This window comes from Paenibacillus sp. BT-177, assembly GCF_025846815.2.
GTDB lineage: Bacteria > Bacillota > Bacilli > Paenibacillales > Paenibacillaceae > Paenibacillus > Paenibacillus polymyxa_C.
On record NZ_JAOYTP010000006.1, the window covers coordinates 138,087 to 158,235 of the forward strand.

Consider the following 20,149-nt stretch of genomic DNA (forward strand, 5'->3'; position numbering starts at 1 on the left):
TTTTACACCGGAGAGACTTTTGTTGATTTAGAGACTTTTAATTACACGATCCGTTTGCGCAACCAGCCGGATACCAGATCCGTCAAAATGATCAAGACTACAATGCCGAGTAAAATGACGCCTACACGGTTCCAGTTGCGCATTTGGAGTGCAAACAGCAGCGGAGTACCAATACCACCTGCACCAACCAGACCGAGCGTGGTTGCGGACCGGATGTTAATTTCAAAACGATAGAGCGAATAGGATAGAAACTGTGGAATCACCTGCGGCAGCACGGCGAAGAAAATGACCTGCCAACGGTTGGCACCGCACGCGATCAGAGCTTCCTGCGGCCCGTGATCCACACTTTCAATCGTTTCTGAGAAAAGCTTGGCCAGCATGCCAATGGAGTGAATGCCGAGGGCAAGCACACCTGCAAACGAGCCGGGACCTACGGCTTTAATGAATAGAATGGCGACGATCATTTCGGGAAATACCCGGATGACACTAAGTACAAACTTCCCGCTACCTGATAAAGGGCGTAGACGGCTCATATTGCTGGATGCCCAAAAGGCAAACGGCAGGCAGACAAATGCGGACACGAAGGTTCCGAGCACTGAAATAACCAGCGTATCCAGCAACCCACGCAGCAAATCCTCCCCCTCAGGGATGTAGACAAACGACCAGTCGGGATGAAGGAAACCGTCCAATATCGCGACAGAGACGCTTTTGGCCGTCCCCTGTAATCCTTCAAACTGCATCCCGCGAAAAGCCCAAATGTAAATGATAATTAGCAGAATAGCTAACGCCCAAAAGCGCAGGCGGGAGCCAATAGGTCTGCGAAGCGTAGGATCATTCATAATAACTTCCTCCGTAGCAGGTTACTGCCGTAATCAATCGCGAGGACGATGACGAGGGTCAGTAGAATAATAATGCTTGCCCGGTCATATCGGAACAGCCCAAGGGAACGGTCAAGCAGCAGACCGATGCCGCCAGCGCCAACGAGCCCCAGAACAGATGCTGCACGCACATTAACCTCAAAGGTATACAGCAAGTACGACACAAAATAAGGCAATGCCTGCGGAACCACACCAAAGGCGATAACTTGAATGCGGCTTGCACCAACAGCAGTCATAGCCTCCAGTGGTCCGGGATCAATGGCTTCAATCGCCTCAAAGGTCAGCTTGGCTATGATCCCGAAGGAGAAGAAGAGCAGGGCAAGCATCCCTGCAAACGGTCCGATGCCGAATACAGCCACAAAGATCGAGGCAAACAGCAAATCGGGAATCGTCCGTACCAGATTCAGGATCGTGCGCATCGGCAGCGAGATCAGCTTGCGCGGCATCACATTATAGGCGCACAGCAACGCGACAGGGATTGCTAATATAGCTCCCAGTGTCGTGCCGACAATAGCGATCTGGATCGTTTCCAGCATCGGTTTCCAGATGGTAGGCAGGTAACTCCAGTCTGGAGGAAACATTTCCTCCAGCAATTTGCCCATTTCCGGTAAGCCAACGATCAATTGGTAAGGCGTGGCATCTGTATGAATGGAGCAGGCTACCAGCACCACGATAAAAATCATCCAGGTGGCGTAACGCTTGTAGCGTCCTGGCAAAGGTGGCCCTGCGGGCGGCTTACTTGGCTGGGGCGGTCCAGCAGATGGTGACGGTTGCGTCGAAGAGAGCGGCTGGACAGTAGAGTCGGGGTTCATGATCCCACTCCCAGCAGTTCATCATGCTTGATGGCCCGGCCATAGATCTCCGCAAAGGCTTCATCCGTAGCTTCCTCCGGTGTGCCGTCAAAGACGACCTCTCCAGCGCGTAATCCGATGATCCGTGTTGCATATTCGCGCGCCAGATCAATGAAATGCAGATTGACAATGGTCGTAATCTGCATTTCACGGTTGATTCGCTGGAGATCGTCCATCACCTGGCGGGTGGTCAGTGGATCAAGCGACGCGACAGGCTCGTCTGCCAGAATGATTTTAGCCTCCTGCGCCAGAGCACGCGCGATGGATACACGCTGCTGTTGGCCACCGGACAGCTCATCGGCTCGGCTGTAAGCTTTTTCCCGGATATTCACGCGTTCTAGCGCCGTTAGTGCCAGCTCGATATCTTCCTTCGGGAAGAGACCGAGAATGGTCCGCAGCGTCGAATGATAACCAACGCGGCCGGAAAGTACGTTGCGAAGCACCGTCGAACGCTTAACCAGATTAAAGCTTTGAAAGATCATACCGATATCACGGCGAATACGCCGCAGCTCGCTGCTTCCGGCAGACGTAACAGACTTGCCGCCTACAACGATGTCCCCGGACGTGATGTCATGCAGTCGGTTAATGGAACGCAGCAGGGTGGACTTACCCGCACCGGATAAGCCGACAATGACGACCATTTCTCCCTCCTGAATCGTCAAATTAATATTATTCAACCCTTTGGTGCCGTTCGGGTATGTTTTCGATACGTTTCGAAATTCAATCATATGCTCCCAACTTTCTCCCCGATAGGGTGGAATGAAAACAACACCGCCATGAATACATGGACGGTGCTGCCCTGTCATTCGTAAAGCCTGTTTCGTACCTGTTACTTTACCGCTTGGCCGACAGCTTCGGCGTATTCACGCACAGAATCGAAGTTTTTATCGTCGCCCTTTTCATAACCTACATGGGTGTAAATTTCTTTAATGATTTCGCCGCCCTCAGGGTCGTTAGCAATGTCAATAAAGGCTTGGGCGATTTTGTCTCTCCATGTTTGATCCATATCAGAACGTACGCTGACGGTGTCATTTGGAATTTTAGCTGTGTAATGAATGACACGTGTTTTTTCAAATACGTCCGGGATTTCCTTCTTCACTGTGTTACGTGCATCCTGGAAAACAGCGACAGCATCAACCTGACCGTTCAGCAGTGCCAGAATAGCAGCGTCGTGGCCTTTGATCGTCACACCCTGCACATCTGTGTCCGGGTCCACGCCAGCTTTTTTCAGCTCTGCTGCGGGGTACACATAGCCTGCGGAGGAGGTTACATTTTGCCAGCCAACCTTCTTGCCTTTCAGATCAGCCAGACTTTGAATTGGAGAATCCTTTTTCACCACGATCATTGCTTTATAAAAGTTTACTTTTTCAGTCGTGTCCTTGCCTGTGGCATCTTCAATGCCATAGCGTTGAGCTTGCAGGAGCAAGTCGGCCGCTTTACGGTTATCGTGTGCCAGTACATAAGCATTAGGCGGAAGGAACCCTACATCTACCTGTTTGGAAGACATGGCTTCCACAATCGTATTGTAGTCAGGAGATACGGTTACTTTCACCGGGATTCCGAGCTTGTCCCCCAGCAGTTTTTCGAGCGGTTTAGCTTTGGCTTCGAGGGTATCTGCATTTTGAGAAGGAACGAATTGTACCTTTAACTCCTTAGGGACATAGGCTGTGCTTTCGTTTTTAGAGCCATCTGTACCCGGAGTGGAGGCGCTGTTGTTATTGCTTGCATTTGAGCCACAAGCGGCTAAACCCGCTGCCAGTGTGAAGGTCATGCACAAGGTCAGTGCTTTTTTGAACAAAATAATTTCCCCCTAAACATCGTAATAACGAAAATTTAAAAAACCTGTAAATTCAGTGACAAACCAAATCTTAACAGCTAGTCCCACAGGTAGGGTAAAAAGCACTCCTGACTTTGGTAAAAATGATGTAAAATTTATCATTTGCTAGAGGCCGTAGGCTGTACTTAAGCGAATTGCTTATTTTAACATTCTCTTAACAGTGCTTTGTTAGACTTATTCAAGCTCTATGACCGAAGCTGAGGGAGAGAACAAGATTGGATATTTTGGACGTTAATGATAAGACAGGGCGGGAACATGCAGGTGCTGGGAAGGTGAAATTCCGCATTATGGTTACCACCGATCTGCATGTCAGCTTGTGGAATTATGATTACTATATGGATCAGGAAACGCAGCATTATGGTCTGGCGCAAACCGCGAGTCTGATTCATAAGGCCCGGGCAGAGGTGCCCAATCACCTGCTGCTGGATAACGGAGATGTAATTCAGGGGAATCCAATGGGAGATTACGCTGTACAGCGGCTCCAACAGGACCCAAGTGAGGTGCATCCCGCCTATAAAGCAATGAATCTGCTGGGATACGAGGCAGGCAGTATCGGTAATCATGAATTTAACTATGGGTTGGAATATTTGCAGACTTGTCTTCGAGGAGCGCAATTTCCTTACGTGAATGCCAACATTTATATAGCAGGAAAGGAAGAACAAAACTACTTTACGCCTTATCGATTGCTGGATAAGACAGTAGAGGATGAAGCAGGCAACAAGCATCTGCTGAAGGTGGGTGTCATCGGCTTTGTACCTCCGCAAATTATGCAATGGGACAAGGCATGGCTGGAAGGGAAAGTTATCGTCAAAGATATGCTGGAAACTGCCAGACGATTTATTCCAGAAATGCAGGCAGCGGGAGCCGATCTCATTATTGCTATGCCTCATGCAGGCTTTGAGGATATTCCCGAAACTCCGAATATGGAAAATGCGGTGCTGCATCTGAGCAGGGTGGAAGGGATCGATGCCATTGTGTTTGGTCATGCACATAAAGTATTTCCTGGCCCTTCGTTTATAGGTATGACAGGTGTTAATGCAGAGCAGGGCACCATTCATGGCATTCCAGCAGTAGAGCCGGGCTTCTGGGGAGATCATCTGGGTATCATTGATCTGGATCTGGCTCTTATTGGAGGAAAGTGGCAAGTGGCTGCATCTGCTGCCGAGGTACGCCCGGTGTATGACCCGATACGCAAGGAAGCACTCGTCCAACCAGATACTGCTATTCAGCAGGCGGTAGCAGCTGAACATGCTGGAACACTGGATTATATTCGTGCACCTGTAGGTCGAACGACAGTAGCGGTGAACAGCTTTTTTGCCCAGGTGATGGATGATGCTTCGGTTCAGCTCGTCAATGATGCACAAATTTGGTATGTGAAGCAGCAGCTACAAGGGAGCGAGTATGAAGGGTTGCCCGTTCTGTCGGCAGCAGCTCCTTTTAAAACAGGCGGAAGATACGGTCCGGCGTATTATACCGATATTCCGGCGGGAACACTGGCGATCAAGCATATTGCCGATCTATACAATTTTCCGAATACGCTGCATGTCGTTCGGTTGAGCGGAGCGGAAATTCGGGAGTGGCTTGAGTGGTCTGCTGGTCAATTCCGGCAAATTGATCCTTCGGCAGAGGAGGAACAAGAGCTGATTAATTCTGATTTTCCGAGCTTTAATTTCGATATCATCGATGGCATCACGTATCAGATTGATGTAACACAGCCAGCCAGATATGATACTGCCGGGGAATTAAAGGACCTAGAAGCGCACAGAATCATTCATATGTCTTTTGAAGGGGAACCAATGGATATGCAGCGGAGTTATCTGGTTGTTACGAATAACTATCGCGCATTCTCCTCTGCGCTGGTTAATCCGGGTGGAGAGCGAATTATACTGGCTTCCCCGGATGAGAACCGACATGTGCTGACTGAGTATGTGCGGCATATGAAGACGTTGACGCCAAAGGCTGACGGTCACTGGTCCCTCGCCCCATGGTCGGGTCGTCCACATGTGACGTTCCTAACCTCGCCGCAAGCAACGCATGTCGCCAATGCTTATTCTGAGTTGCTTTATGAAGGGCTGACGGTAGAAGGATATGCTAAGTTTGCTCTTGATTTTCGGTGATTCTAAATCATTTTGCAAGTTGTGATCTTCTAAGTCCACAGCATCAAAATAATAGAGAAAGACTGTCTCTCAGAGGACGGTCTTTTTTCATAAAACAGATTTAAAATCGTACGAAACTCGTGATTTTGTATGTCCTGAGTCGTGTTTAAAGTTATTGACCTCTCGTATAATTAGACATATACTTTGATTAAACAAATTTTGGTTTAAAAGGTAATGAAAAAGTCACCATCATTCGTTTGAGGGGGTGTCCCTTTGGAAAAAAACACCACGATCCGCGCACAGATAGAAAAGTATATTCAAAGTGAAGGTATTTCGATGCAATGTTTTGCAGATGCTTCCAAGGTAAATCCGGGTACACTTAGCGGTATACTTAACCGAAACCCACCACGGCCTATTTCAGTTAATCAGCTTGATCTGATTACTGAGGCGATGGGATTGGAAGAAGGATCTTTGTTCGAGATGTATGTAGATGAGTGTTTTATTCATTCCTTGCCCCACTGGAGAAGGTTGCGTCCATTTCTTCTTCGTTGCTCAGAGTTGAACAAGCTGGACTGTATACGCAGTGTGCTAGGCTATTTGATGGACGATTTATCAAATATTCCGGCTATTTTTGAGACTGCAGAAGCGATGTTTGAGGATGGCCGACATGAAGCCTCCATGCTTTTGTATGATTGTGTTATTGAGAGTGAGAAGTATACCCACTCCGAACGGTTGGCGATTAGCTATTTTCGCATATTCCAGATTCAGATTAAGGATAACCAACGGAACTTGAAGGCTGCTGTACAATTCCATTTATACCGTAGTCGTCTACCGGAAATTTATGCACTGGAAGGCTTACATATGCTATCTCAAGTGTTTGCTTTAAAAATGCAATGGTCCGAGATGGAAATGTATGCGGACGAGCTAAGAGAGCTGGCGCAGGCATTGTATCGCAATCGGAACCGTTTTGGAGATGAGCACCTGGAGCTGCTTAAGCCGCTCGTTTATTACTATGCTCAAGGGCATCTGCTCAAGGCCAGCTGCTATGAGTTTCAGGGTAGATATGAGGAATCCAAGCAATGGATTGAAGGTTATGCAGATTTAAGCTGGTTTGAGGGTTTGGACGAGGAAGGCTGGAAAGTAGTCAACCTGCATCGTGTATATGCACAGGGCAACCGACTTTGTATAGAAATCAAAATGGGCAACACCTCTGCAATCTATGAATATATTACTTACCTGCGCGAGCATCCGGATGAGACATTGGAAGGCTTGAATACGTTGCTCGAATCAGCGAATCGGTTTGGTTATTTCGTGGATGCCGAGCTGGAGCTGTTCAGCCAGCAACTCAAGAGTTTCTGGGAGCTTGCCCCGGAACAATGGGACACACATTATCGCAAGCACTTTAATGCATTTCGCTTTGCCTCCTTTTGTAAGGTGTATGCGGAATATTATTTTCGAAAAGGCGATTACCCCGAAGGGTTGGAACAAACACTACATTGCCTGCAACTGTCTGTCGATAACAGCTATACCGAGCATATCATTGGTTGTATGGCTTTATTTGAGCAGCACCGGAATTTTGCTACCCCAAGACAGCAGCAGTTGTATCAGAGTTTTTGCCTCGGCGTACGGGCAAATGAAAAAGATCATGCCTATGATCACAGTACGGGTGGGTATTTATAAGTCTAAATTTCATTCAAATTCTTCATATAACACGTACTTACGAGGATGTTCTCATTTCAAAGGGGGATATTCTCGTTTTTTAGCTGTTGCTGGTTCTTGTGACTTTTCGTATGGAAAGGACTGTTTTGCGCGTTGACAAGTTTCGCATGCAGGATTAGGATAAATGCAGCACAGAAAGTGAAGGAGAGCATGTACTAATGACGATTCCCAAAACACTAACGATAGCCGGCTCCGACACAAGCGGCGGAGCAGGTATTCAGGCGGACCTGAAAACCTTTCAGGAGCTTGGCGTATATGGCATGACTGTATTGACTACCGTAGTTGCGATGGAACCTAAAACCTGGAACCATCTTGTATATCCTGTTGCGTTGGACGTGGTTGAGGCGCAGCTGCGTACTGTATTGGAAGGTATCGGTTTTGATGCAATGAAGACCGGGATGCTGGGTTCTGTAGATATCATCGAACTGGTTGCCAGCCATTTGAAAAAGCATGATCTGAAACGGATTGTGATTGACCCGGTTATGGTCTGCAAAGGCACGGATGAAGTGCTTCAGCCGGAAAATACAGAGGCCATGCTGGAATTGTTGATTCCTGGCGCTGATCTGGTAACACCGAACTTGTTCGAGGCTTCGCAGCTGGCGAAGAAAGGACCGATCACCACACTGGAGCAGATGCAGGAAGCGGCTGCTATTATCCACGAGCGTGGTGCTAAGCATGTGCTGATCAAGGACCGTGGCAAAATTCGCGCAGGTAAAGCGATGGATCTGCTGTATGACGGAATCACTTTTGACTGGTTTGAAGCGGATGTTGTACAAACCAACTTTACCCACGGTGCAGGCTGTACCACTTCGGCTGCGGTAACGGCTGGTTTGGCACAAGGGCTGACTGTACGTGAAGCTGTGGATCAGGCCAAGAAATTCATTACACAGGCCATTGAAGGTGGCTTCAAGCTTAATGAATTTGTTGGTCCGACCCTGCATGTGGCACACCGTTTGCAAAATCAATAAAGGTACGAAGGTCTGCGATCCTAGAGATACTTATAAATCTCCATTAGACTGGATATATATTAGATTGTTTTTTTACAGTGACTTTTTGATATATAGAGTTAGATGAGGCATAAAAGCCGCAATACATGGTATTGCGGCTTTTAAGGTTGTATTATTTTGGCATTCCAGCTTCCAGTTTGGTCTAATCGTACTGTATAATAGGCATCAGATTTATTACATTAAAGGGGGAAACGAAGCAATGACATTATTCAGCGAAATGGCTTATAGCCGACCAGTGCAACCTGAAATTGAACAGCGGTTTAAAATGCTGTTGCAGCAGTTTCGTGAAGCGGACAATGTAGAACGTCAAAATGAAGTTATTCATGCGATTAACAAGCTGCGCAGTAACGTGGAAACGCAATTGCAATTGGTGGAAGTTCGGCACTCCATTGATACGGAAGATGCTTTTTACAAAGCGGAGCAAGAGTACGCTGATGATTTCATGCCGGTTATCCAAGAGTATGTAACCGATTATTACCGGGCGTTGGTGGAGTCTCCATTTAGAGCTGAGTTGGAGAGCCAATGGGGGAGCCAGCTTTTCAGTATTGCCGAGGTGGCGCTCAAGTCGTTCCACCCGGATATCATTGAGGATTTGCAGCAGGAAAATAAGTTGACTTCGGAATATGCCCAATTAATTGCCTCAGCGAAGATCCCGTTCGAGGGGGAAGAACGCACATTGTCACAGCTCCTGCCATTTGAAATGGCAACCAACCGCGAGACACGCAAACAGGCCTCCGAGGCCAAGTATCAATTTATGAGTGAGCATGAGGACGAGCTGGACCGGATTTATGATGAACTGGTGAAGGTACGTACACGCATGGCACACAAGCTGGGCTATGACAACTTTGTAGAATTGGGCTATGCCCGCTTGGGACGTACAGATTACAACGCAGAGATGGTAGCCAATTTCCGCGAGCAGGTGCTGAAGCACATCGTTCCTCTGGCAACCAAGCTGAAAGAGCGCCAGCGCGAGCGGATCGGAGTAGATCAGCTCCGTTATTACGACGAGGGCTTCAACTTCTTGTCAGGCAATCCTACGCCTAAAGGTGACCCGGAGTGGATCCTTCGTAATGGAGCACGCATGTATGAGGAGCTTTCAGCGGAAACACATGAATTTTTCAGCTTTATGATCGAACGTGGATTAATGGATTTGATCAGCAAAAAGGGAAAACAAAGTGGAGGCTATTGTACATTTTTGAGCGAATATGGCACGCCGTTTATTTTCTCCAATTTCAATGGTACGTCCGGTGATATCGACGTATTGACGCATGAAGCAGGTCATGCCTTCCAGGTCTATGAAAGCCGACATTTTGAAATTCCCGAGTACCATTGGCCAACGATGGAGGCGGCTGAGATTCACTCTATGAGCATGGAGTTTTTTGCATGGCCCTGGATGAATCTGTTCTTCGAGGAAGATACGGACAAATATCACTTTGAACATCTATCTTCGTCGTTGCTGTTCGTTCCTTACGGCGTAGCCGTGGATGAATTCCAACATGCCGTATACGAACATCCGGATTGGACCCCAGCCGAACGTAAAAGCGCATGGCGCTCCATTGAACGTAAGTATAAACCGCATCTGGATTATGAAGGCAACGAGTACCTCGAAAAGGGCGGATTCTGGCACAAGCAGGGACATATTTTTCAATCTCCGTTCTATTATATTGACTATACACTCGCGCAGCTGTGCGCGTTCCAATTCTGGAAACGCATGAGTATCGACCGGACAGCGGCGTGGGAAGATTATTTGAAGCTGTGTCGTGCTGGGGGAAGTCGATCCTTTACCGGATTGGTTGAGCTGGCTGGACTCATCTCGCCATTCCAAGATGGTTGCATTGCCTCAGTAATCGGAGAAATCGAAGCATGGCTGAACAGCGTGGATGATAAAAAGCTGTAAGCATAATTAAAAAGGGCATTTTGCTTACCTGTCAAAGCTGAAAAGCATGCAGATGACATGTTTTTTTAGGTGAAAGCAGGACGGTTGCACGAAAAAAAGCCGGGAACCTCTACATGATGTAGGAGTCCCGGCTTTGTGTGATTTTAGAGCAAATATAATCCTATTCATGTTTGGTGTTCAATGGTTTGAGATTAGCTTCAATAGATGCGCGGCGCGGCTCCAAGAATGGAGGCAATGCCAGCGATTCACCCAGAAACTCTAATTCCTCGTCGGTGTCAAAGCCAGGTCCATCGGTAGCCAATTCAAACAGAATGCCATTTGGCTCACGGAAGTACAAGGAACGGAAATAAAAGCGATCTACAAAACCCGAGTTGGAGATTTGCAGCTGCCCAATACGGTCTACCCACTGTTTGAGCTCTTCCTCGGTTTCAACACGGAAAGCAACGTGATGCACACTGCCGCGTCCTGGTCGTTCTTGTGGCAGATCGTTGCGCTCTTCCAGATGAACTTCAGTTCCCGTACCGCCTTCACCTGTTTCGTAGATAACCACATCCGGTTGTCCGGCAACAGGGGAAGGGTAGGAGCCTTTTTTGCGGAAGCCCATCACTTGTTCAAGAATAAGGATGGTATTCTCCACTTTGGGAATCGTCAGATGAACCGGCCCAAGTCCAACAATGCCGTATTTGGCAGGAACAGGACTTTTCTCCCAAGGCGTGCCGCCCCGCACTCCGTGATCATGCTCATCTGAAACGAGGAAGAAGCGTTGTCCTTCAAAATCCTCGAACGAAAGCGCCAAGCGTCCCGCTTGGTCCGTAATTTCGCCATGTTTTACATTCAGCTGCTCGAAGCGGTTTTTCCAGTAGTCCAGTGCCTTGTCGTTTGGTACCCGCAGGGAGAGCGCTGAAATGCTGTTATTCCCTGTACGAGTTTGTCCAGCATGTGGAATTTCAAAGAAAGTGACTTCCGTACCCGCGGTTCCGCGCTCATCTCCATAAAAGAGGTGATACACACTAACATCATCCTGGTTCACCGTTTTCTTGATCAACCGAAGTCCCAATACTTGAGTATAAAAATCAACATTTTTAGCCGCTGCCGCTGTAATCGCCGAAACGTGATGCAATCCTAAAAGTTTCATGTCATTATCCTCCTTGGTTTTTATATGATTAGGTTTTTCAAAGCAAAATAAACCGTTGCCGTAAATTTTTCTTTATATTTATTATCTTGATATTAAGATATATTATTTTTGATTGTTTGTCAACATGAATTATGCGCTGGCTCCAAAGATAGATAAACTAGATACTCGATATTATGCAAAAGCAGATACAATAAAGCATCATATAACCCGACATAGAAATGAGCATTTTATGATTTAAAGGGGTGTACGCGATGTATACGGATAAGGATTTAACGATTAGGCCTGTTACAGAAGAAGACCTGCATGCCCTTTGGACATTAACTTACAAGGAAGAAGCACCGGAATGGAAGCAATGGGATGCACCCTACTATGAGCATAAGAAGCTTTCCTTTGAGGAGTATTTAAAAGAGAAGGAAAAGCGAATCGGACAAGATGACTTTTGGCTCATTGAAGTGGAAGGCAAGATCATTGGATCAGTAAGCTACTATTGGGAGCATCAGCCTTCCCAATGGCTTGAAATGGGGATAGGTATTTATGATTCGGGGTATTGGAGTGGTGGCTATGGTACGAGAGCACTTCGATTGTGGATCGACCATTTGTTTAATACATTGCCTCTAGTAAGAGTAGGCTTTACAACCTGGTCAGGAAATCATCGGATGATGAAGGTTGGAGAGAAGCTGGGCATGACCCTGGAAGGCAGGCTTCGCAAGTGCAGATATTATAATGGAGAGTATTATGATTCGATCCGAATGGGGCTTTTACGGGAAGAGTGGAGGGGATAGTTGTTCTGCAAATAAGAACCTTTCTAGGCATAAAAAGATGACCTCTGAATGGATCAGGAGTCATCTTTTTTGGCGCTCATGGGTATTTTACTTTCATATTTTAAGTGCATCTACTCTGATTCTCGAAGCCGCTCCACAATACTTTGTTTGTTATTCATAGAATAGACTGCTATTGGTATAAGTATCCCAAGCAAGAACAGTAAAGGCAACAAGACTAGAAGTGGCCAGATTATAAAGTGATAGCTCAAAAACCACATCATACTGCTTAGGGGCTTCACAATTGAAATAGAGAATATGATCCCTAATAAAATGGAGGATAGGGCGGTGCCGAGAACATAATATAGCCCTTCATAAATCAGCATACCCCGCAATTGCTTTTTGGTCATGCCGATACTTTGCAGCATGGCAAACTCCTGACGCCGTGTCAATATACTCGTCAGAATTGCGTTTACAAAGTTGAGGATACCAATCAGGCCGATAATCAGACTGAGCGTGCCTCCGATCATCATGATGGTGTTTTGCATACCTGAAAACTCATTCATTGAAGTAAACTTGGATGTGTAGTTCATTACTGGCTCTGTAGTTTCGGTGTAACTTTTTAAAAAGCTCTCCATGGCATCTTCCTGATCAGGGGATACATTAAAGGCGTAGCTCATCACAGCAGGCTGCTCCGCAAGCGGCTTGTAAATATTCGCCGGAAGATAGAAGTTATACTTACTTGAACGGCGATCAGAATTGGTACTATATTTAATTGCAACATGACCAAGTACTGTGAATGCATGCGTAGTATACTCTTTATCCAGCGGAGCTTCTGCTGCTCCCATATAACTGTGAAGCGTGACCTTTTCACCCACCTTATACAGAGCCTTTTCCATCTGGGGGATGTCATGGTCATCTAAATCTACCCCTTCCAATATATACTTACCGGAAGCCAGCTTCTCAAAATCAAGCTCACCGTCTAGTAATCGCAACCGGTGCAGTGGTAAATCTTCCAGCCCATATACTGCCGCGATGAAGTTGCCGCGAGAATCTGTCTCATCGTCCTCATTGGTGTATTTTCCATTCTCGACAGTAAGCACTAATCTGCCGCCGTACAAGCGACCGCCCTCTTCAAAGCCGGGCTGTGTCTGTACAGCCTGAATAAAACTCTCGGAGGTCCCATTTTTAGGGCCGCTAAAATAGGGGCGATGAAAATATTCAGCATGAGCAATGAGAAAGTCAGTGTCATTGAATTTGGATACAAACTTATCCATATCAATGCTCTGAGACAGGGTGAAGGCCGTGTTAAGAAGTACAAGGCTTAACGAAAGACTGATGACTACCAACACGGTGCGTTTTTTATTGCGCCCCAAGTTGGAGCGAGCCATGTGGATCATTTTAGCGCCTTCAGTGGATTTTTTCAGCTTACGGCCGCCCTTGGTATTTCCGTCTGTGTATCTTACTGCCTCAACTGGCGAGACAGCTGCCGCAATTCTGCCTGGCTTGAAAGTGCTGATCATTACAGTAATGAGCGCGAACAGAGCAGATCCGACAAAAATCCAAGGGTTAGGGGATACCGATATCTCAGTACCGTTATATACACTCATATTTATAATAAAAGGCACGAGTGATTTACCGATAAAAAAACCTGCTATTAATCCAATCGGGATTCCTATCCCTGAAAGAACTAACGCCTGTCTGCGAATGATCCGACGAATCTGGTTGCCGCTTGTACCAATCGTTTTTAAAAGACCATAGAAACGGATATCTCGCATCACCGATATTTGAAAAATGTTATAGATGATCAAATAACCGGTAAACATGATCAGTAACAGGGCAGAAGTTAACGCTATGATGGTCTCTGTATCTAGACTAAAATTGGTTGAGATGTATGCCCAATTTACATTACTCGCGATATAGTTCGGTGCATCTTCGTCAAGCGAATATCCACTTTCGGTAATCACTTTATTGAGCTTTCCTCGCGAATCAAAGCTATTGTCGAACATCATATATGCACTAATGGTTCCTGTATAGAAATGATCTTTTTTATAGGTGCTTTGTAATTCCTTTGCATGAGCATCGACATAGGATCTGGAGGCGAATATTTGTCCTGTGTTAAACACAGGATCGCTTTTCCACCAGCCGGAAAGGATAAAATCACGCTGCACTTCTTTACCTCGTATGTCAAGCTTTAGCCTCAAAGGTGCTCCAACCTCCAAAGGAACACCCAATAGCTGCAACGTCTTGGAGTCTGCGATCACTTCATTTTCTGCGACAGGCTTGTGCCCCTCTTTAAGCTCAATAAAACCGAGCTTCATCCCTACATCATCGTAATACCAGAACTCTGTGTGACGTTTTAGAAATTTATCGTTTTTAACTTCGTCGCTTAATATACGGTTATAAGCTATTTCCTTGATCAACGGATGATTCTTGACATGATTAAATTCGTCATCCGTTATATATTTAAGTACGGCATGCCCATCTCCACCTGCCTGACGCATGGTCGCCCGTTGTAAGCTTTCCCCAGCGCCAATCCCCATAGTGAACAGTGTTGTAAATAGCAATGAGGTTAGTGCTATAGCAACAATAGCAATGAGGTTACGGGCTTTGTTTACTTTGAAACTTTTATCTGCCAGCTTGCGGATTGCTTTTTTGTTCTTTACCTTGATCATTTTGTATCACCGCCGACTATTTTACCGTCCTCAATACGGATGATCCGGTCTGCCATTTGCGCAATTTCCTCGTTGTGGGTAATCATCACTATTGTTTGGCGGAACTGCTGGCTGGATACTTTGATCAATCCCATCACATCCAGACTGGTTTTACTGTCCAGGTTCCCGGTGGGTTCATCTGCTAAAACAATCGCGGGCTTGGCTGCCAATGCTCTGGCGATAGCTACGCGCTGCTGCTGGCCCCCCGATAGATTGTTGGGCAGGTTATTCAACTTTTGGTCCAGACCCAAGGTATGTACAATTTTATCTATGTGGGTTTTGTCCGGTTCTTTACCATCCAGTTCAATCGGAAGCACAATATTTTCGTAGACATTTAAAACAGGTACCAGGTTGTAATTTTGAAACACGAAGCCAATTTTTCGTCTGCGAAATATAGTCAATTCTTCATCTTTTAATGCGAAAATATCTTTACCGTCAATCGTAACGTTTCCACTTGTCGGACGATCAAGTCCACCCAGCATATGGAGAAGGGTAGATTTGCCGCTCCCGGACGTACCGACAATGGCCACAAATTCTCCGCTTTTCACCTCCAGGTTCACCCCATCTAGGGCATGAACAGCAGTATCCCCGTTACCATAATACTTCTTCAACTCCTGAGTTTTTAACAGAGTCATTCATTTCTCCTCCATGAAAAATAGTCTGTATCACCAATACTTCGCAATACAGACTTTACCATATCAATCTTTCTACAATCTTTCTGAAATCTAACAGTGTTGTAAGAATTACTTGTCTATGGGGAGAAAAATCGAGAAGGTGGAACCACGGCCTCGGCGTGACCATAGTTTGATGTATCCGCCCCCAGCCGAAACAATTTCTCTTGCTAAAAATAGTCCAATCCCGACACCTTCTTGCGAGATTACAGTTTGTGACCGATAGAAGCGCTTGAAAATCTTACTGTGTTCTTCCTCAGCAATTCCAATGCCATTATCAGTAATATCAATTCGGCAGAATAAATCATAAGCACTCACATTAATGAATATATTCCCGCTAATTTCTGTATATTTGACGGCGTTGTCCAAAATATTATAGATCGCCTCAACCGTCCATTTTAAATCAAAACAGGCCTGGATTTCTTCTTTACTCTCCATAGTAATCGAAATCCCTTTAGCGTTTGCCTTCGGCATAATTTGTTCCAGTGCAGTAGTTAGTAGCTTCTGAACTGACTCCTGCCTTGACGACAATTTAATAATCCCTGTTTCAAGCCGTGATGTTTTTACTAAGGAATGGATTAGGAAATGAAGCTTTTCGGCTTGTGTGGATAAAGCCTTTACACAAGTGGAGCCTTCCGGTGGCAAATCATATTCATTAAGCAGTTGTGAGTAGAGGATGATGTTAGCAATAGGTGTTTTCGTTTGATGCGAGATGTCAGAAATGAGCTCGTTTATTTTATTTTTTTCTGCCAACAAATTTTTCGAGGAAACGGAGCAAATGGAAAGAAATTGCGCAAGCTTGGCCTCTACTGCTGATAAGACGGATTCGTCAAAAACACGCTCTGAAAACTCGCCACTAATTGCAGCTTCAATCATATGATCCATAGTCTTCATTGTTTTATGTACGTTCTTACGATAGAGAAGAATGGTAACCCCGGCTATGAAAAGAGCAGTAATAGCAATTCCAAAACACGCATAATTCAGGGTCGTCATTCATTTCACCGCCCAAGTGTATCCGATACCGTACACAGTCTTAATGTACTGAGGAGAGGAAGGAAGGTCCTCCAGCTTGTCACGTAGCCTTTTTATGGTGACTGACAAGGCATTTTCGCCCACATACTCAGCGCCATCTGTCCAGATGCTGTCTACCAAATGATCACGGGTAAGGATCTTCCCACGATGATCAATTAAGAGGCGAAGCAATTTCTGCTCCGTTTTGCTTAGCTCCACAGGTGTACCCTTTTTAGCAAACGCCATCTTATCAAATGAAAAAGCAAAAGCATCTATCTGAATGGTTTCTGCAAGAACACGCTTGATCTTTTTTAACTGGACGTCTACTCTTGCCCTTAATACCATCAGACTGAAGGGCTTAGTGATATAGTCATCGGCGCCCAATTCCAAGCCAGTTACAATATCTGTTTCCATATCATGTGCAGTTAAAATAATGACCGGTAAAGTTGTTGTTTTACGAATATCGGTTAAAAAATCTAATCCGTTTCCATCTGGCAAATTTAGATCAAGAATCACTAGGTCAAAAGCAGCGCTTGCCAATTGTTCTTTTGAAGTACTAAGGTCATGTGTTTGCACAAATTCGTTGTTAGGTCCTTTAAGAGCGAGAGTAATGCCATTACTCAAAGCTAAATCATCTTCAACGATTAATATGCGGTTCATCTTTTTCCTCCTATATGCTTTCACAACTAAATATAGATGGACTCACGGGCTCTCTTTCTAGTTTACTGGATTTTGCTCGTATTTGCTCACTGGTTATCGCACGGCTGTTTGGTCATGCTTAAAACAATTCGAAGAATTTGACAGATACAATATCACTGCTATAATTTATCCTAGTTGTTTTGATAATGATTATCATTATTGGAGGGGAGGACAGGGCCGAAGCTTGGTACGAGTTATTGGACAGGCTCCCTTAGTTAGAGATGAAATTGCGTTATTTAATACTGGCTATTCTGGTACTAGCCTTCGCCTCGGTGTTCATCGGTGTTCATGATGTGACTCCACTTGATTTGTTCCACTTATCTAACGATCAAGCGCAGGTGCTCCTGATTAGCAGATTCCCACGTTTGATCAGCATCATTATTGCAGGGGCGAGTATGAGTATCTGCGGGCTCATCATGCAGCAGCTTACTCGGAACCGATTTGTTTCGCCTACCACCGCAGGGACGATGGATGCGGCACGATTAGGTGTGCTGATGGCCATTATGGTGTTTGGAGCGGCAGGATTTTGGACGAAGATGCTGACGGCTTTTGGATTCGCTTTAGGGGGAACGCTGATTTTCATGAAGATACTGGATAAAATCCGGTTCAAGGACCCGGTATTTATTCTGCTTGTTGGTCTGATGTTTGGGGGCATTTTAAATTCGGTGACGACTTTTTTTGCTTACAAATACAATCTGATTCAGGGCATTTCTTCGTGGATGCAGGGGGATTTTTCTCTAATTATGAGTGGTCGCTATGAGATGCTGTATCTTAGTGTTCCTTTGGTCGCGTTGGCGTACATATATGCGAATCGTTTTACAATTGCAGGTATGGGTGAGGATTTTGCAGCCAACTTGGGCGTACATTACAAGCGCACCGTCAATGTGGGTTTGGTGATCGTGGCTTTGGTGTCCTCTGTTGTCATCTTAACCGTTGGTACGATTCCCTTTTTGGGGCTGGTTGTACCCAATCTGGTCAGTATGTATATGGGGGATAATCTGAAAAAGAGCCTGGCTCATACAGCGATCTTGGGCGCCGTCTTTGTGCTGTTTTGCGATATTTTGGGACGGGTGATCATTTATCCGTATGAAATATCTGTAGGGCTTACGGTTGGTGTGATCGGGAGCGCGTTGTTCTTGTATTTGCTGCTGAGGAGAAGGGCTTATGAATCCTAAATTAAAAATCGGAATATTAGCCGCTGCCGCACTTGTGTTGATTGCTGCTTTTGTGTTTATCGATCTTCCGCACACCTGGCATTACGCGTTGCCGCGACGATTGAAAAAGGTCGCAGCTTTCATTCTGACAGGTGGCTCCATTGCTTTTGCGACCGTTATTTTCCAGACGGTTACGAATAATAAGATTTTGACTCCGGGTATTATCGGGCTGGATTCACTGTATATGCTGATTCAGACGACGATTATTTTTGCATTTGGTTCCGTCCCATTGATTTCGACCAGCAAAGAATTAAACTTTTTGCTGTCAGTGGGGATGATGGTGTTGTTCGCGGGATTGCTATACAAGTTAATTTTCCGCAAGGATGGACGGGGAATTTATGTACTTCTGCTGATTGGTCTGGTGTTCGGGACGCTGTTTAACAGTCTGTCTACCTTTATGGAGGTACTGATTGATCCAAATGAATTTGCGAAAATTCAGGACAAGAGCTTTGCCAGCTTTAGTAATGTAAACACCGAACTGTTATGGCTTTCTGTATTCGTGCTTGTACTTGTATTTGCTTATGCGTGGAGGTTCATTAAGTACTTGGACGTGCTGTCGCTCGGACGGGAGCATGCCATTAATTTAGGCCTCCCTTACAGTTATATCATCAAAAGATTGCTAATTATTGTAGCGATTCTCATCTCCATATCCACGGCACTTGTCGGGCCGATCACGTTTCTCGGATTAATTGTGGCCAATGTGGCTTATCAGGTGATGAAGACCTATCAGCACCGTTATATTATTCCGGCCTCCATCTGTGTTAGTGTCATTGCTTTGGCAGGGTGCCAACTGCTGGCAGAAAGAGTATTCGACTTATCGACAACAGTCAGCGTCATTATTAACTTTATCGGGGGGGTGTACTTCCTGTACCTTTTGCTGCGGGAGAATAAATCATGGTAGAAGTCAAAAACGTAACCAAACGCTACGGAAATAAAAATGTGGTGGAGCAGGTGTCCGTCACTATACCTAAAGGCACCATTACCTCCTTTATTGGACCTAACGGCGCTGGGAAAAGCACCCTGTTGTCGATGATCAGTCGCCTAACAGATAGTGATGAGGGAGAAATCCTCATTGACGGACAGGCCGTGAGCCTGACCAAAAGTGAGGAGCTAGCCCGGAAGATATCCATTTTAAAACAGACCAATGATGTCAACATCCGCTTAACCGTGAAGGAGCTGGTCAGCTTCGGCCGTTTTCCGTATTCCAAGGGCAGATTGAACAGCGAGGATCGCAAAATGGTAGAGCAGTCTATGGCCTACATGGGACTGGAGGATATGAAGGACAAACATATTGATTTGCTCAGTGGGGGACAGCGGCAGCGGGCTTTTATTGCGATGATTCTGGCACAGGACACGGAATACATACTACTGGATGAGCCGCTGAACAATTTGGATATGAAGCATTCGGTTCAGATTATGAAGACGCTACGCAATTTAGTGGATGATCTGGGCAAAACGATTCTGGTGGTGCTTCACGACATTAACTTTGCTTCCTGCTATTCGGACCATATTGTCGGGATGAAGAATGGCAGATTGCTAAAGCAAGGAACGGCTGACGAGATGATAGATAGTCAGGTATTAAAAGATTTGTACGATATGGATATTCCGATTCAACAGATCGGTGATCATAAAATTTGTGTGTACTTCACTTAGGGGGAATGT

General features: G+C 45.7%; 17 protein-coding genes. 8 read left to right on the forward strand and 9 right to left on the reverse strand.

Going from position 1 to position 20,149, the window contains the following annotated elements; genetic code table 11:
- Window positions 1-41 precede the first annotated feature (41 nt).
- From phnE (OIU26_RS18530) to OIU26_RS18545, 4 genes are all read right to left on the reverse strand, one after another.
- Window positions 42-839, reverse strand: a complete 798-nt coding sequence (phnE, locus tag OIU26_RS18530) for a phosphonate ABC transporter, permease protein PhnE (protein ID WP_025674718.1) — start codon at window positions 837-839, stop codon at window positions 42-44.
- The gene (phnE, locus tag OIU26_RS18535; RefSeq protein WP_264217633.1) at window positions 836-1,690 is read right to left on the reverse strand and encodes a phosphonate ABC transporter, permease protein PhnE; all 855 of its coding nucleotides are present in this window, start codon (window positions 1,688-1,690) and stop codon (window positions 836-838) included. Before phnE (OIU26_RS18535) ends, phnE (OIU26_RS18530) begins: the two co-directional genes overlap by 4 nt.
- Window positions 1,687-2,457 carry a phosphonate ABC transporter ATP-binding protein gene (phnC, locus tag OIU26_RS18540; RefSeq protein WP_029514360.1) on the reverse strand — a complete coding sequence of 257 codons (771 nt, stop codon included), beginning with the start codon at window positions 2,455-2,457 and terminating at the stop codon, window positions 1,687-1,689. The genes phnE (OIU26_RS18535) and phnC overlap by 4 nt, the downstream gene beginning before the upstream one ends.
- A gap of 101 nt (window positions 2,458-2,558) precedes the next feature.
- Entirely contained in the window at window positions 2,559-3,527 is a 969-nt protein-coding gene (locus OIU26_RS18545) for a phosphate/phosphite/phosphonate ABC transporter substrate-binding protein (protein ID WP_013373161.1), read from the reverse strand.
- 254 nt (window positions 3,528-3,781) lie between these two features.
- Between OIU26_RS18545 and OIU26_RS18550 the strand changes: the two genes are divergently transcribed.
- From OIU26_RS18550 to OIU26_RS18565, 4 genes are all read left to right on the forward strand, one after another.
- On the forward strand, window positions 3,782-5,683 hold the full coding sequence (locus OIU26_RS18550; protein ID WP_264217634.1) for a bifunctional 2',3'-cyclic-nucleotide 2'-phosphodiesterase/3'-nucleotidase: 1,902 nt from the start codon (window positions 3,782-3,784) through the stop codon (window positions 5,681-5,683).
- A 252-nt stretch (window positions 5,684-5,935) separates the two neighbouring features.
- Window positions 5,936-7,342: a DNA-binding protein gene (locus tag OIU26_RS18555; protein WP_264217635.1), complete on the forward strand. Its 1,407-nt coding sequence runs from the start codon at window positions 5,936-5,938 to the stop codon at window positions 7,340-7,342.
- 197 nt (window positions 7,343-7,539) lie between these two features.
- Window positions 7,540-8,349, forward strand: coding sequence for a bifunctional hydroxymethylpyrimidine kinase/phosphomethylpyrimidine kinase (gene thiD, locus OIU26_RS18560; RefSeq protein ID WP_016820369.1), 810 nt, complete (start codon window positions 7,540-7,542; stop codon window positions 8,347-8,349).
- 238 nt (window positions 8,350-8,587) lie between these two features.
- Window positions 8,588-10,285: a M3 family oligoendopeptidase gene (locus OIU26_RS18565; RefSeq protein WP_264217636.1), complete on the forward strand. Its 1,698-nt coding sequence runs from the start codon at window positions 8,588-8,590 to the stop codon at window positions 10,283-10,285.
- Between the two features lie 160 nt (window positions 10,286-10,445).
- Here OIU26_RS18565 and OIU26_RS18570 read toward each other — a convergent pair whose 3' ends face one another.
- Window positions 10,446-11,420: a ring-cleaving dioxygenase gene (locus OIU26_RS18570; RefSeq protein WP_264217637.1), complete on the reverse strand. Its 975-nt coding sequence runs from the start codon at window positions 11,418-11,420 to the stop codon at window positions 10,446-10,448.
- Window positions 11,421-11,671: 251 nt separating this feature from the next.
- Between OIU26_RS18570 and OIU26_RS18575 the strand changes: the two genes are divergently transcribed.
- Window positions 11,672-12,202, forward strand: coding sequence for a GNAT family N-acetyltransferase (locus tag OIU26_RS18575; RefSeq protein ID WP_264217638.1), 531 nt, complete (start codon window positions 11,672-11,674; stop codon window positions 12,200-12,202).
- Window positions 12,203-12,312: 110 nt separating this feature from the next.
- Here the strand turns inward: OIU26_RS18575 and OIU26_RS18580 are convergent, their stop codons facing one another.
- The 4 genes from OIU26_RS18580 to OIU26_RS18595 form a co-directional block, all read right to left on the reverse strand.
- A complete protein-coding gene (locus OIU26_RS18580) occupies window positions 12,313-14,853 on the reverse strand; it encodes an ABC transporter permease (RefSeq protein WP_264217639.1) in 2,541 nt (846 codons plus the stop codon).
- Window positions 14,850-15,527 (reverse strand): ABC transporter ATP-binding protein, encoded by a 678-nt coding sequence (locus tag OIU26_RS18585; RefSeq protein WP_264217640.1) that lies wholly within the window; start codon window positions 15,525-15,527, stop codon window positions 14,850-14,852. The genes OIU26_RS18580 and OIU26_RS18585 overlap by 4 nt, the downstream gene beginning before the upstream one ends.
- A 108-nt stretch (window positions 15,528-15,635) precedes the next feature.
- Window positions 15,636-16,556, reverse strand: a complete 921-nt coding sequence (locus OIU26_RS18590; RefSeq protein WP_064963589.1) for a sensor histidine kinase — start codon at window positions 16,554-16,556, stop codon at window positions 15,636-15,638.
- Window positions 16,557-17,234: a response regulator transcription factor gene (locus OIU26_RS18595; protein WP_025674742.1), complete on the reverse strand. Its 678-nt coding sequence runs from the start codon at window positions 17,232-17,234 to the stop codon at window positions 16,557-16,559.
- Window positions 17,235-17,494: 260 nt separating this feature from the next.
- On the opposite strand from OIU26_RS18595, the gene OIU26_RS18600 reads away from it, so the two are divergent.
- The 3 genes from OIU26_RS18600 to OIU26_RS18610 are packed head-to-tail and all read left to right on the forward strand — an operon-like array spanning window position 17,495 to window position 20,140.
- Window positions 17,495-18,448, forward strand: a complete 954-nt coding sequence (locus OIU26_RS18600; protein WP_264217641.1) for an ABC transporter permease — start codon at window positions 17,495-17,497, stop codon at window positions 18,446-18,448.
- Window positions 18,438-19,388, forward strand: coding sequence for an iron chelate uptake ABC transporter family permease subunit (locus tag OIU26_RS18605; RefSeq protein ID WP_017425553.1), 951 nt, complete (start codon window positions 18,438-18,440; stop codon window positions 19,386-19,388). The genes OIU26_RS18600 and OIU26_RS18605 overlap by 11 nt, the downstream gene beginning before the upstream one ends.
- A complete protein-coding gene (locus OIU26_RS18610; protein ID WP_013373133.1) occupies window positions 19,382-20,140 on the forward strand; it encodes an iron ABC transporter ATP-binding protein in 759 nt (252 codons plus the stop codon). The genes OIU26_RS18605 and OIU26_RS18610 overlap by 7 nt, the downstream gene beginning before the upstream one ends.
- The last annotated feature ends 9 nt before the right edge of the window (window positions 20,141-20,149 follow it).